This is a genomic window from Bradyrhizobium sp. CCBAU 11386 (genome assembly GCF_028128955.1).
Classification (GTDB): domain Bacteria; phylum Pseudomonadota; class Alphaproteobacteria; order Rhizobiales; family Xanthobacteraceae; genus Bradyrhizobium.
Genome location: NZ_LBKA01000008.1, coordinates 1 through 14,104, shown reverse-complemented (window position 1 = coordinate 14,104; position 14,104 = coordinate 1). Strand labels below are relative to the sequence as shown.

Genomic DNA, 14,104 nt, shown 5'->3' with positions numbered 1-14,104 from the left:
CGCTGGTAAGCCCACGTGAAGATTGCACCACGAACTCGCTGCCCTGGTCGACGCGGGTCGCCGCCGGGCGATCCACTTCCTTGCAGGCTCTTTCCAGCCCACGACGTCGCTGCCGCGGAAGGCTCGCGCTCCGCAAATCGCTCAATATTTGCGGATCGGCTTCATGGAGCTCTCTCCGTGCAAACGGCACGAATCTTGATTCGTTTCTTTCGCACAGCAGCAGCCACCTCGTAACTGTCATCACCCCAAGCCGCCCGAGAAGGACATGAGGAAAGCCAAAGTTCTGATCGACCGCGACTTCACCATTGGTTACACCGACCCTCGTCTTTTTGGTGCTTTCATCGAACATCTGGGCCGATGCGTCTACGGCGGCATCTACGAGCCCAACCATCGGACCGCAGACAAGAGGGGTTTTCGGAAGGACGTGCTGGCGCTGGTGAAGGAGCTCGGCCCGACCCTCGTTCGATATCCTGGCGGCAATTTTGTCTCCGGATACAACTGGGAGGACGGCGTTGGGCCACTGGAGACGAGGCCGGCGCGCCTCGACTTGGCCTGGTTCAGCACCGAGCCGAACAGCTTCGGCACCAATGAATTCATGGACTGGTGCAGGGCCGCCGATGTCGCGCCGATGATGGCTGTCAATCTGGGGACACGCGGCGGCGATGCCGCTCGCAATCTGGTCGAATACTGCAACCATCCCGGAGGAACTGCGTGGTCGGAGCTCCGCCGCAAGCACGGCTGGCAGACGCCTCATGGGATCAAGCTGTGGTGCCTCGGCAATGAGATGGACGGGCCCTGGCAGATAGAGCAAAAGAGCGCCGCCGCTTACGGGGTAGTTGCAAGAGAGGCGGCCAAGATGATGCGGCGGGTGGACCCTACCATCGAGCTTGCGGTATGCGGTTCATCGTCGCGCAAGATGCCTAGTTTTGGCCAATGGGAAGAAACGGTCCTGGAACACACCTTCGATTACGTCGACTACATTTCAATCCATACTTATCTGGAGAACTACAGTCAGGACACCGCATCGTTTCTCGCGAGCACCGACCTGATGGACAGCTTCATCGATGAGGTCGTCGTCCTAGCTGATGCGGTTGCGGCCAAGCGGCGCTCCAAAAAGCGTCTTATGCTGAGCTTCGACGAATGGAACGTCTGGTATCGAACGAGCAACGAGGTTGCCCCGGTAGACCGCTGGCCAGTGGCACCCCCCATTCTTGAGGAACTCTATACGATGGAGGACGCGCTCGCCTTCGGCGGCGCCTGCATTTCCCTGCTGAATCACGCCGATCGGGTGAGAGTTGCCTGTCTGGCGCAACTCGTGAACGTCATCGCGCCGATCATGACCAAGACAGGCGGAGGTGCGTGGCGCCAAACCATCTTCTTTCCTTTTGCGCATATGAGCCGCTTTGGCCGCGGCAGGATTTTGCGCGCGCAAGTCGAGTCGGAGGCCTACTATGCGTCGTACAACAATCCTGACGGTAGACCGGCCGACACCCTTCCAGCGCCCGACGTACCGTATCTCAAGATAGCGGCAGTCGCCGAGCAAGGCGGCGGCTTGTCGCTCTTTCTGCTCAATCGTGATCTGAAGCAGGAGATGGAGGTGAGCGTCGAGGCTAGAAGCTTCGGTCCCCTGACAGTTCACGAGCGGCTCGAGCTCCGGCACGATGATCTGATGGCGGCAAATACCGAAAATACGCCGGACAAAGTCAAGCCGGCGCCCTTGCAAAGCGTGGCCTTTGACCGCGGGAGGTTGCGGGCGAGACTCAAGCCGGCGTCATGGAATGTGATCTACCTGGCGGCAGACTGAGAAGATGAAGGATCCGCGAAGGCAGCGCCAAAGGATCAATTACCATCGCGGTTTAGGTTCTTGCTTGAGCATGATTTCCGCGAAAGCTATTAGGCCGAGAGCGTGAGCACATCGCAAAAGCTGTGACCGCTGCCGGTCGTACCAGGGCCGATGATCGCAGCCAACGGCATGGTGATGGGTCACATAGCCCCTGCCGCGATCAGCGCGTCCGCCGCCGCCGCACCCGGCCCAGCCTTGCCTGCATGGGGTACGACCAAATTTCAGGCCGCCGTATTCCGCGCCTGCACCGCGTCATACCATGATCGTCGCTCGCCTGCCCGAAGCAATCGGTCCGTTCGAGAGCGGCTCGTCCCACCGCGTCAGCGAGGTCGCAGCGTTATGCTAAGTCCACGCCACTCTCGTCGACACCGCTCTGGCCGTCCATGACCTGATCCTGCCTCCATTCTCCGTCGAAAAGCGCGAGCGCTATTGGGCTAAAAGCCGGCTGTTCGGGGCAATATTCGGGCTGACGTCGAGCGAGTTGCCGACGCATTGGGACTCGTTCGCGGCCTACAACGCGGCGATGATGCAATCGGATACATTGTCCGTCAGCACCGCCGCGCGCGAGGTGGCCCAAGATCTTCGTCGGTTCACGACCATGTTGCGGCCGCCGCGCTGGTATCAAACCCTGAGTGCCGGACTACCGCCGGACCGATTACGCACCGGCTTCGGGTTTGCGCTCGACGAACGCGACAGAGAGGCCGCAGAGCGTGCAGTTGCCCGAATACTACGCATCTATCCCAAAATGCCGACCGGCTTCGCTACGTCGGCCCCTACCAGGAAGCTCAAGCGCGACTGCAGTGAACGCCGCAGCTGAGCTGGACAACCGGGTGCCTGAAGAGTGCCTGGAGAGCACAACCCCAGTTGGATGACCGCCGGAACAGGTAAAGCTGTCCCGGACAGCCGCGGACGTTGCCGACCGCCTGCCGCGCCCCGCCGGCGGTCTTTGCCCGCAAATTTCATTGCCAGGTTACGCGTGACGTCGGGGTAGATGTCGCCGCTCATGACGTCGTAGAGAGGCACCATCGTGATTGTGCCTCCCGCCCGGAGGAGAAGTTTGCGTCAAGCCGACGGACGCAGCCTGCGAGCTCTTTACGGCGATCTTGTCGCAGGACACCCGTATCGCAATTGGGCGTACGCCACGATGAAAAATCCGAGAGGCTCCCGCACAGCGCAAGGAGTGGGGAGATCAACTCTGCTGTTGCAAATATGCTCAGGGCGCCAAGGTCGCAAGGTTGCTAGGTGCAATTGGTCATCATCGTCGTAAGCTAATCAGTGACGTCGTCCGGAGCGAGCGGACTCCCCGGATGTTGTAGGAGTTGGCAGACCCGTCATAGTCGCAAAGATGCGTTGGATACGTCCCCCTCCTCCTCCCTGCCGTTCGTTTGCCAGGAAGCCTGACGAGATCAGGCGGATGCCAAATCTAGACTTGGCGACCCCAGAAGGTCAATCGGCCTGCTGCGAGCAACCGCCGTCCCGGGCGGCAGCTGTGCCACTTAGACTTCGCACCGGGGCAGCCCCATCCGGTCTTGCCGCAAACAAGCAAACTTCCGGTTCTGATCAGCAAAGTCATCGGCAATCCCCATTGCCACCGTCCAATGTGGCCGGAGGCAAACGAAGCCGAACGACCGCAAGAAGCGCGAGCCGAAGGCTTGGTATTCCAAAGCGCTGGGCCCATAGTCGCACGCGACTTTGCTGGCGCAAATATTGCCCACCATCAACTTTGCGCGCGGCTGAGTTCAAATCCATCACGTATAATGCGATGCAAGAGACAGTTTGAATTGGTTGCGAAAATTCATTGAGCAAGGCCCGTCTGACGAAGGGCCAGGCCGAAGCGCGTCCACTTTCGAGCCATCCGCCTTGCCATCTCCCGGCGCAGGCATGACGTGGCACCCCATCGCGGATTTCAGCGCTGCAGAGGAGATCCTGCTGGACCCGAACCTTAAGGAGGTCTTCAAGGCGGTTCTTGACAACGGATCCGCAGTGGTGTCCGCGAGCAAGGACTAGCTGAACTGCACAAATGACGATCATGGGGCCTTGCACAAGGAGCCGGCCCAGCGATCGAAACGCCGGTGTCGGTTCACTTTCGAAATGCGTTCCTGCCTTGACCATTGTCCGACATCACCGTTTGAAGTCCCGAGTGCCCGTCGCGAGAGATCAAGGTCGGCGACCGTGAACACGATGCGAGCGATTGCTTGCGGTCTTGAGCGACAAGCGCGTATGTCCGCGCTATGCCGAACAGCCACGGAGTGGCGGTGAACATGATTTAAGTGCCATATGTCACGTATCGCCTCGCTATCCTGGCGATCGGTGCATGACGGATGTCTCCCCAGGAGGCTCTCTTAGGGACGAAACACCAAGCGACAACCCTGAGTGAGTCTTGAGGAGAATGGGAGGTCACTGAAACGAGCGTGCGCCTCCGATAGGTCATATCGACAAGACGCATCTTGACGGGAGACCCATGCGGCGGCCGCAATAGATCCCAGTCCCGGACAACGTGCTTATACTTGCATCCACACTATACCAATGTGTAACCGAGCTAACCCCGGGGATGAATTGGCACGAAGCGCGGCCGGGATCATTGTGGACCTTATGGCTATGCACACTCAGGTTTACGCCCAATTCGGGGAGGCGCAGGAACGCACAGCTGAAGGCCGTGCAGCTGCACTATACTCCGGTTTAATCGCTGACCTCAGTCAGCTGAATTTCGCAGACGCGGATGACCGCCGAGCATTCCCTCCCACCCTACACAGCATATTGGCAAGGCATGGACTGTTCGGGCTCACCACACCAGGAGAGCACGGCGGATTAGCTCTTCCGTTGCAAGAGGCCATCGACCTCATCTCCGCCACTGCATCCTTCGATGTCTCCGCTGCCTCTACCCTCGTCATCCATAACTTCCTGGCCTTGCCCTGCATCGAAGCGGCACCGCACATCCCCGAACAAAAGCATATCATTTGGGGTGCAACACGCGGCGATCTCTGCGCTTTCGCTTTGACGGAGCCTGGAGCTGGCTCTGCCCCGAGGCATATAGAGGCTTCGGCTCTCATGCACGAAGATAAAGTTCGTATCTCTGGCCGCAAGATCTGGATCGGCCTCGCTGACTGGGCCCGCTGGATCGTTTGCTTTGCGCGCGCGTCTGGTCCCGATGCGAAAGGTCGGCTCGTTGGTGTACTCGTTGACAGGCAGGCTCCAGGCCTAAAGGTCACGCACGAGCATCGCACACTCGGTCTACGTGGCATTATTCAGAATACTCTGGAGTTCCAGGATGTCGAGGTGCCGCGTGCTTACGTGCTCTCTCGCGATCAAGACGGCTGGGGCGCGGCGACATCTAGTATGAACCGCGGCCGTATCGGTGTGGCCGCTATGGGTCTTGGAGCGCTTGAGCGCGCTATCCAGGTCGCAGCTTCTTATGCGAGCCATCGTCGACTCGGTAAACTGCGCATGATCGAGAACAGCTATATCGAGCAGTTATTTGGGCAGATGGTGCTGCGGCGGGAAGTAGTGAAGGCGATGCTGGCAGCATCCTGCCGACTTGTTTCAGCGCAGGGCGCGCCCAACGTCCACCTTGCGTCGGCAACGAAGGTTTTGTCCTCGGAGTGGTGCGGCCTTGTCGCTGATCAATGCGTCCAGCTGTTAGGTGGCCGTGGTTACGATGAGGGAACGCCTTTAGCCAAAATCTATCGAGACGCTCGCATCCTTCGCATCTTCGAAGGTCCGACTGAGGCGCTCCTATCACATCTCGGCCGCTGCCTCCTCTCTAGAGCCACGCGGGACGAGATAGCCGATCTCTTTCGGTCTGTTGGTGCGGCATCAGTCCATGCTGCTGTACTTGAGGAACTCTCTGCGCTCAGTGAGACCGACGGTGCCGTGCTGATCTATGCGGGTTGGCTCACCACACTGGGACTGGCACAGGCTGTCATGTCTGCTGGTTGCTTCTCTGCCTCAGATTGCGCCGCAGCAGCGGCTGACCTGGTCAGTTCCGAATTAGCAATTCTCCGTACTCGCGCGCCGGCACGGCAATCTTTCGAAGGCCGCAATCGGGCCAGCCGGACTCTGACCACCTTCCTTCAAGACGCGGCCTGTTCCATTCGTTCACCTGTCCTCACAGACGATTACCTCAAACTGGTGCAGTATGTCTGACATCTAGCTATGGGTGCCGGACGTCTTTCCACGTGGTGGGGCCGCGCGCGACGACGCAGCTGCGCAAAGCCGAGGCGTCCCTGAACACTGCCACCTCTGAATCCGGCAGGCTCTGCTATGAGGCCCTAACCCAAGCTCGCTTCCGGGCAGCGCCGGCCGCAGCAAAGGCTTGCGCGTTCAGGAGGAGCACCGCCTCCTCGACCGGCTGTGGCTCGACAACGGTCGGCCGCATCCATGAACTTGAGCACGTTCTGTCCCTTGTCCGTGATGGCCAGCCACCGTTTCGGGGGCTTCCATGTTCGATACTAAACCACCGTGCTTTTGCGCCCGGGCGACTGCGCGATAGGGATGCGGCTTCCGACCTTTCTCGTAATGCGCCCGAGAAACGTCATGTACCGTCCAAGGACGCGGTGCCGCCCCACGCACACAAAAGCCCAAGCCCTTCGTTTTTGGTACTGTTCCGCTCCGTTGGGATGACGGCGCCCAAGCGCATGCTGCAACGAGATCCGCCATGACCTAGCTAGTGCCATGGGGCATCTGTTATTTTGGGCATGAGCGGCCAAGCCAGGAACCCATCAGCCATGTGTAAGCGGCCTGATGGTTCGCTGCTCGCATGTTCGAGTCGTGCAAGATCAACGACGTCGATCCCCTCGCCTATCTCACGAACGTCCGACAAGGATCGTCAACGGGCATCCAAACCGCGACATGGACCAGCTACTGCCCTGGGCCTACCGAGGTCAAACCTTCAGAGCCGTGGTCTGAGAGCGGCGCTTACGTTCTACCTTAATGTGTGATCCGTCTTTACCGGCACGCCAACGGCAACTTGGTCGGTCCAAGCACGGCGGATGCACTAGCTAGCGGCGGCGGTAATCGACACTGGTAGTGATCGGGGGCTTCAGGCCTGACAACCGCATCGGGCGATCCGCTGGCCAGATGGGTGGTTTCCAGACAGAGGGCACCGACCCACACCGGCCACTTTTCGTTTTGTGAATCGCGTCGGGTTCGTCAGCTTTCGGAAAGCTAGTCCGCGTACAACGCCGTTGAAGTTAGCGGCGCGTGGTAGGGACAGCGCTTGCCCTGTGTATGCGTGGGGCTTTTGGGGCGCCGAGTCACGTTTCTGCTAACTTCACTCAGTAGTGCGGGCGTGGCAGGGACAGCGTCTGATCCATCCCAGCCGGACCAGCGCCGAGTCGCGCCCGCGCTGCTTCCGTGTGAGACTGGAATCATATCCAAGCCACCGGGCGACGGTCTTCCAGATCAAGCTTAATAGCCGGCTTGCGCCGCTCCGCCGAGAGTGGGCACGGGCCGTAAATCAGAATGTCACCTCGCATTATTCGGGAAGCAAATTGGCAAATGACCATGTAGTCGGTGCAAGCTGGACCAATTCCAAAGAGTAATGCATCAAGCTGGGGACATCGCTGCCGGTTAGGGCGAGCCCACCTTCAATGCTGCGCCCCACCTGCGGCTTGGCGAACTCCTCCCGGAGTCGTTTGGTCACGGCTCCCATCAGCCAGTCACGACGTTTGTAGGGTTCGATCAACAGTCGTCAGCAAATCGCGCGTATTCGACATAGGTGCAAGCATCCGGAAATCTCATAGTGCGCGACGCCACCGCACTAACGCCTGGCAGCCGACCCCACGTACCTCCGACGCGGTTCGGGCCCGATCGCGGGTAATCTGCATAGCTTAGAAATCGATCGAGTTGCTGGCGCAGCAAGATCTAGCCGCCCCTGAAGTCGGGCGGGCGATCGACTACTGCGGTCCGCCGATCGACTTGTTCCTCGCCGGCTTGCCAACGATTTGAAAAGAGGCCGCGTCTCGACGGACCGGCCGATCCCCAAAACAGAGGGAGGTAACCGTTGCCCCTGAACCTCTGGTTCGGTCCACCGCACAGTCTGGTGTCGGTGAGAGCCGTTCCACCAGCTCCATCAGCCCAAGGAGGATCAGCCCCTCAGTCGGTCCTGGAGTGCCCGCCGATCGGCGACGAGATTGTCGAGGTCCAGCGGCTCGTGCTCTGGCCGCTCTCCTTGCGCTAATCGACCAACCAGCGCCCGCGTGCCGTCAACGACAAAGACGCCGCAATCATAACCGTTCTCCTGCTGGGCGATGCGGGCTGGCTCCAGGTGAAGGTCAAGCTTTTCCGCGAGCGCTTTTGCAATGCCCCAGTTCATGGTCTCGATGGAGTCGTAGTGATAGGCGACCGGCTTTTCCCGATCGCGGCGATCAATGAACAGCAGCGACCAATGCGTGCCTCGGCGATCCGGACTGGCATCATTCAGCGGCAGGAACACGAAGTCGGCTGTATCCTCTCCATTCCGATTAGAAACGATGCGGTCGAATGAGCCTCGCGCGACGCTCACGGAGCCCCAGCGCTGCCTATAAAGGGCTTCGAGGGGGTCCACGAACCGCGTCCGGGCGGCGAGAGCCGGATTGGCCCGCTGCAACTCCTGCGCCAGGAGCTCGTAATCCCTCTCGATATGCTCGTCGCCCAGCCATGCCGTGGCATCGAGCTCAAGTCCTCTGCGGCCGGCGAGCGAGGCTGCCCCGATCTGAGCGTCGGACGGTGCGCGCGGGAGCATCAACGGATAGTCAGCCTCATCGCTCAACTCCTGCGGATTGGACGGCAAATCAACCAGAGAGGCAAGACCGCCGAAGATGTCTGACGGATCCCACGCGGCTGCCGCTGGCACAGCTTGACTACCAATTCGGGTGTGACGGATGAGCTGAACGTCATCGCGCCCGTCCGGTCCCAACAGCGATCTGCCGTGCTCACCGCGAGGGAGCATCATCTCCGAGGCGGGTTGGTTGCCGTGGGAAAAGCCCTCGGGAAGGGCCGATGAAGCATCAAAAGTCCCGCCGAGCGCTGGCGAGGTTTCCTCAGCCCTGTCGGACGCCGCCGCGACTTGCTCCATCCTCCGTGCACGCAGCTCTGGCAACGCCCCATCCCCCGGCTGCGCGCTGGAATGCGGAGCGTTTTCGGGCGGATAATTAAGACCAATGGCAGCGCCTGGCTGATTGAGTGGGATACTCTGCCTCATCACTCCCGCGGGCACCAACAACGCCGTGTAACGGTCATCGTTGATCACGAAGCTGGTCGGTCGGTTGTCCTGGCTCAGCAGGACGCCGCTCCCGTCAAGCGCAACGATCAGCTTGTCCGGCGCGCGCTGGTCGCCGTGCCGCCAGTTCAAGGGAGGAACGGCCTCTCCGAAATCCGGCGCCTGGTGATGGAGCGCTGTCGGCTTGAGAGACGGCGGCGGGCCGGCGTCTTGCATGAGCACACGAGCCGCGAGAGGGGCCTGGATCAGCACGCCACCGCCTGCCTTGCCATCGCTCAGCTGCCGCTCAATGTCGACGCCTTGCGGATTGTTAAAAGTCCTCTGCCTCTTCGCTGGCCTCAAGTCCGCTGTAGCATGCCCGCCGTTGATGAGGAGCTCCTCGCCTGGCAGGCGGCTGGTCCTGACACGTGCGTCCGTCAGCTCGTCCGTGCCCTGGTGGTGGTTCTGCTCCTCGTTGACAGCTGGGACTGGCGGGGCGGCAGCCTGTCGGTCCTGTCGAGAGCCGCTCCTGATAGAGGCGCGCTCCCCGCGAGCTGGCCCGTCGACAGGCCCGTGGTCGTCTCGAACAGCCGGAGCACTGCGCTCGCGATACTCACGAAGCGCCTCCAAGGCGGGAATCAGTTCCCTCTTCGGGAATACCGTGGCAGCGAGCTCGATCAACGAGTCGTGAGCAAGGCCTTCCAACGTTTTGCCCTCAGACTTGAGGTGATTTCCCAATTTGCGAAGATACCCAATATATTTCTTCACGGTACTCGATCGCAGTTTCCGCCGCGCCTGAACCGCGGCGTCGATGAGGTCCAGATCATCCTGAGACAGATGAGGATGAAACGGGTCTGGCCGGACCACGATGCCGGAAGCCGGAATTGCGGCGTTGGCTCGGCCCACCTCGCCCAAGTGCCCCTGAAATTGCTCTTGCCCGGCATGTCCGGTTTGATGCTCTTGCAATTGGAAAGACGGCGGCGAATCAACCCCTAATGCAAGACCGCCGTAGATATCTGAGGATGCCCTCGGCACCGTAGGCGCAGCTTCACCAAACAAGGCGGGCTGGGGGTGATGAATGAGTTGAACGTTGGATCCCCCCGGTCCCAACACGGCCGTGTAACGTTCGCCGCCAATTTCGTAGTTCATCATCGGATATTCCGCATTAGGCAAGAAGTCCCACTCACCTAACTTGGACAGCATCAAGTCGGGTGCGGGCTGGGTGCAATGGGAAAAGTCCTTGGGAACGGCGAACGATACATCAAAGATATCGCCGATAGCGGGAGAGCGCAGATGGATGAGCTGAACATCGTTGAGCCCTCCCGGTCCTAACACGGCCGCATAGCATTCACCCCGAATGTCGTAGGTCTTAACCCGCTGTGCTGCATCAGGCAATAGGCCCCAGCGGCCCAGCTTGGAGCGCATCATATCCGGCGCGGGCTGGGTGCCGTGAGAGAAGTCCTCGGGAACAGCCAAAGAAGCATCGAAGCTCTCACTGGTTGCAGGGAGCGTCTGTTGAAGCGCTACCGAAGCCGCACCGCGCTGGTCGATCATCCTGTGAAAGTAGTCTTCAGGGCCGGAATACCGCGGCCGCGAGGAGGGCGGCCAGCTTGCGGGATCCAAAAGCTCGTCCTGGCGGACAGTTTCCGGCGGCTGCGCGGCACCCGCTATTTCTGGCCAAAGCTCCGACGCATCGAGACCATCAGCAGACTTGGAGCCGTCCCAATTCACGCCATCGAAGAGCTCGTCCTGGGCGAAACTCTGCACGAGCGAGGGAGAGACTGAACGCTTATGTTGCCAGAGCACTGGTGCATCGAGATCCGGAGCTGGAGACTCGGCGCTCGGCTCCGCTGCGTCGAAAAGCACGTTCTGGGCGACACTTTGTATCGGAGAATGAGCGGCTGAACTCGGTCCCTGCCAAAGCTGCAGAGTATTGAAACCGTCAGCCCGCAACGAGCAGCCGCGATCCGCAGCGTCTCCCAAGCGCTGCTCATCGACAAGCCGCATGGGCGAAGGGGCAGCCGGCTGAATGGCCTGCCGCGAGCTGCCTCCTTCTGCGCCCAAATTGCTGTGACCGATGATCGCACGATATTCGCGAAGACCGTTCAAGGCGGAGATGAGCCCCCTGTCATTCTGAAACAAAGTGTCGGCGTGACCGAGCAGGGTATCATCACCGAGCTTGGCCATAGACAACGGTCGGAGCGCTGCCGCCAGCTTCCGCAGACAGCTCGCATAGGTCTCGGCGGTTTTCGCGCTGATCCCTCGACCAAAACCTGCCTCACTTGCCTCCCTGATGAGACGTTCATCTTCTATGGAAGGACGATAAGGACGATGATGTGTTGTGGCGGGCCGAGAGGTGGTGGCATAAGACTTGCGATACCGCCTGACCATTAACAATGCTGGGGCAATGATCTTGTCGTTTGGAAACAGCTGCTTGGCGTAACCGAGCAACGTATCGCCATCGAGGCCAGCGATTGATTTGCCAGACTGCTTCAGCGCAGCAGCCAATTGGCGAAGTTGACGATCATAAACGCTCACGGTGGTTGGATTGGGCGGTGGCCTTCGCTCGAGGGCGTCGGCCGACGCAGCCTGGATGAGGCGATCGTCTTCCTCACTGACGTCGTGAAGCTCTCTATGGGAATATACGGGACCGACCGATCGCGCGTCTCCCAGGTGCTGCTCAAACTGCGCTCGCTGCTGCTGCGATTGCTCCGCGGGAGTATCAGACACAGCGGAATCATTGCCGGCTCGGTTGATATTGTTGAATCGCTCCATGTTCGTCCGCTGGCCTCGCTGATCTGGTTCCCTAGCTACGAGCGTTAGCTTTCCAGAAGCTGACGTTGATAGAATGAATTGGACGGCAAGGGTCTTCTTCCAAGACGCTCAATCGCGAATCGTGCCAAACGAAAAATCGTGACTGTCAAAGTACCGACGACCGACTGTCGTGGTTTTGTCTATATTCGGATCGCTACGGCCTAGCCTGCTGCTCAGCGGCCGCAAGCGCTCTAGTCCCCGACCTTGAGGAGTACGGGAGTGTGTTTCGGCATGGAATTAAGGGCTCGCAGCCTGATCAAGGAGTATGGATTATTGTTCCCTCGCGCAATCGGCCTGCAGTTCCGCCACTAGGTCCACGAGCTCTTGGGCGATGATCATCAGCTTCTGAGCGTGATAGCGCCGCTCTTGTCGATCCGCGAGAACGTCAGTAAACAACGGTGCAAATTTGATGACGAAGTCCGTCGTTTGGCAAAACAGCACGAGACGACGCGCCTCAGATGACGGTCCCGGGTGTCAGCGTCGTGACTGCCCTGACGTTCCGCCACACGATCGATGACCCTCCGCGCTTCCGATCGGCCTCGACGATCGGCGCCCACCTGGGCCTTACGCCGCGTACGTAACCAATCTGGCGAAACTGACACCAACAGCAAGATATCCCGATGGGGCGACCGACTTCTCCGAACTTACAGCTCGAGGCCGCGACCGTTCTGCTGTACCGAACAAAGAAATGGACTTGCCTCAAGGCCGGGGGGATGAACCTCGCAAGCGGATTGGCATGAGGAAGGCAAAGGTAGCCATTGCCCGGAAGATCGCCGTAACCTGCACTTCATCTGGGTCGACGGCACATCGTTCAACTGGGGGCAGGCGAAAGAGGCCCAATCCTATTTTGCAAGTTCATAGTCCGGTCCGCCGGACTGGCGATGTCCCGCGGGGACGGTGGTCGTGGCGACCTCGGTCAATCGGCTGGTGACGGTTCGTCCGCACTCCGCCGCAAATGTTGAGGCGCGCGATCCGGACGTCATCATGAGGCGCTTGCGACTCGGGAATGACCATGACCCCAGCTGCGACATCAAACCCAATCACGCTGAAGCCGCCAACGACATCGATTATCCAATCCCATCAGCGATCGTCTCCGCGATCGCTCCGTCTCCGCAACCCCGACAGCTCCGACGGAGCAATCGCTGCCGGCATGTCACTAGAGAGAAAGAATAATAGCTCGACAACAACCCGCGTATTCCTCCGTTGAGGACCGCCTTGTTTGATGGACGCGAGTGCTGCAGGTCCTAGGGGTAATCCCAGGAGAAGCGCTATGACGATTTCGCGGGCGGAGGTGATCACATCGGTCGAGCGGCGGCGGCGGTGGTCGCAAGATGAAAAGGAACGGCTCGTTGCAGCATCGCTCGGGCTCGGGGCTACAGTTCCCGAGGCGCCTCGCATGGCCAGCCTTCATGTGAGCCAGCTGTTCAGGGTGCGCAAAGAGCTTTGCAAGCACGGTGAAACGAGTGTAGCGCCGTTGATGCCGGTCGAGATTAGCCCGTCTGTGCCGCCGCGGGATGTGGCCGAAGCGCCGTTGATGACGAAGCGCTGCGTCGAGTTCTCGATGCTCTGATGCGTCGATGATCCCGGTACGGCGCATCTCGAGCTGCGGATCGAGAAACACAAACGCGAACTGTACGGGCCGCGGTCTCCACAAGTCACCAATACCTGGATAGCAGAGCTGCTCGGCAGGCGTCCCTTCAATGTCGTGACGGTTGCGACTTCGCTCGCTTCCTCGACGATGGCAGGATCTGCTCGTCTCAACGACGTCGATCCCAAGGGCTGGCTCGCCGACGTCCTGGCCCGTATCGCCGATCTTCCCCCATCGCGTCTGCGCGTGCTGCTGCCCTGGGAATGGAAGCTCCTGCGCCAAGCCGACAGGGCCACCGATCAGCAGGCCGCCTGACCTTCGCGCAGCCCATCATAGAGCTCGCCACGCCCGCGCGCATGCGTCAATCAGGCGGTCTTCGTCGTCTTCGTCGTCTTACGATTACCCACATTTTGAGTCAGAGTTTCGCGCCCGTTGCGATATCGATGAATCGCGATAATCCGCGCCACATGATCAGATTCCCCGGTGGCGGATCGTTGGCGCGGGCGAGATAGCCGCCGAGCCTGGCGATCTTGATGAGATAATGCGACAATGTCTTTCGTTGTGTGCTGACCGGCTTCTTGTCTTTGACGAGCCGATCAAGCAATTGGATTTCAGCTTTGGTCAGCACAAATTTCGGTGAGGCATTTGGCGCTGAGCGATTGAGCATCGTCATCCAAAAAAC

At 60.0% G+C, this 14,104-nt stretch carries 7 protein-coding genes and 3 pseudogenes; 7 read left to right on the top strand and 3 right to left on the bottom strand.

The window, feature by feature from the left end; translation table 11 throughout:
• Nucleotides 1-265 precede the first annotated feature (265 nt).
• From arfA to XI09_RS02585, 4 genes and pseudogenes are all read left to right on the top strand, one after another.
• Entirely contained in the window at nt 266-1,804 is a 1,539-nt protein-coding gene (gene arfA / locus XI09_RS02600) for an arabinosylfuranosidase ArfA (protein WP_271565541.1), read from the top strand.
• 412 nt (nt 1,805-2,216) lie between these two features.
• Nucleotides 2,217-2,660 (top strand): oxygenase MpaB family protein, encoded by a 444-nt coding sequence (locus XI09_RS02595; RefSeq protein WP_333939019.1) that lies wholly within the window; start codon nt 2,217-2,219, stop codon nt 2,658-2,660.
• A 1,781-nt stretch (nt 2,661-4,441) separates the two neighbouring features.
• Entirely contained in the window at nt 4,442-5,986 is a 1,545-nt protein-coding gene (locus XI09_RS02590; RefSeq protein ID WP_271565540.1) for an acyl-CoA dehydrogenase family protein, read from the top strand.
• Between the two features lie 607 nt (nt 5,987-6,593).
• Nucleotides 6,594-6,748: pseudogene (locus XI09_RS02585) on the top strand (transposase domain-containing protein); the annotation flags it as partial.
• Between the two features lie 568 nt (nt 6,749-7,316).
• Here the strand turns inward: XI09_RS02585 and XI09_RS02580 are convergent.
• Nucleotides 7,317-7,526, bottom strand: coding sequence for a hypothetical protein (locus tag XI09_RS02580; protein ID WP_271565539.1), 210 nt, complete (start codon nt 7,524-7,526; stop codon nt 7,317-7,319).
• Between the two features lie 402 nt (nt 7,527-7,928).
• Nucleotides 7,929-11,795, bottom strand: a complete 3,867-nt coding sequence (locus tag XI09_RS02575; protein WP_271565538.1) for a Ulp1 family isopeptidase — start codon at nt 11,793-11,795, stop codon at nt 7,929-7,931.
• Nucleotides 11,796-12,292: 497 nt separating this feature from the next.
• Between XI09_RS02575 and XI09_RS02570 the strand changes: the two are divergent.
• From XI09_RS02570 to XI09_RS02560, 3 genes and pseudogenes are all read left to right on the top strand, one after another.
• Nucleotides 12,293-12,695: pseudogene (locus XI09_RS02570) on the top strand (transposase); the annotation flags it as partial.
• A gap of 409 nt (nt 12,696-13,104) precedes the next feature.
• A complete protein-coding gene (locus tag XI09_RS02565; protein WP_271553078.1) occupies nt 13,105-13,404 on the top strand; it encodes a transposase in 300 nt (99 codons plus the stop codon).
• A 177-nt stretch (nt 13,405-13,581) separates the two neighbouring features.
• Nucleotides 13,582-13,737 (top strand): annotated as a pseudogene (locus XI09_RS02560) (transposase domain-containing protein); the annotation flags it as partial.
• 100 nt (nt 13,738-13,837) lie between these two features.
• Here the strand turns inward: XI09_RS02560 and XI09_RS02555 are convergent.
• Nucleotides 13,838-14,104, bottom strand: a 267-nt coding sequence (locus XI09_RS02555; protein ID WP_271565537.1) for an IS4 family transposase, incomplete at its 5' end; no start/stop codon positions are given.

Bases quoted from the DNA above. Each gene is read 5' to 3' on its own strand.
- arfA (WP_271565541.1), top strand. From the start codon at position 266: ATGAGGAAAGCCAAAGTTCTGATCGACCGCGACTTCACCATTGGTTAC.
- XI09_RS02590 (WP_271565540.1), top strand. From the start codon at position 4,442: ATGCACACTCAGGTTTACGCCCAATTCGGGGAGGCGCAGGAACGCACA.
- XI09_RS02575 (WP_271565538.1), bottom strand. From the start codon at position 11,795: ATGGAGCGATTCAACAATATCAACCGAGCCGGCAATGATTCCGCTGTG.
- XI09_RS02565 (WP_271553078.1), top strand. From the start codon at position 13,105: ATGACGATTTCGCGGGCGGAGGTGATCACATCGGTCGAGCGGCGGCGG.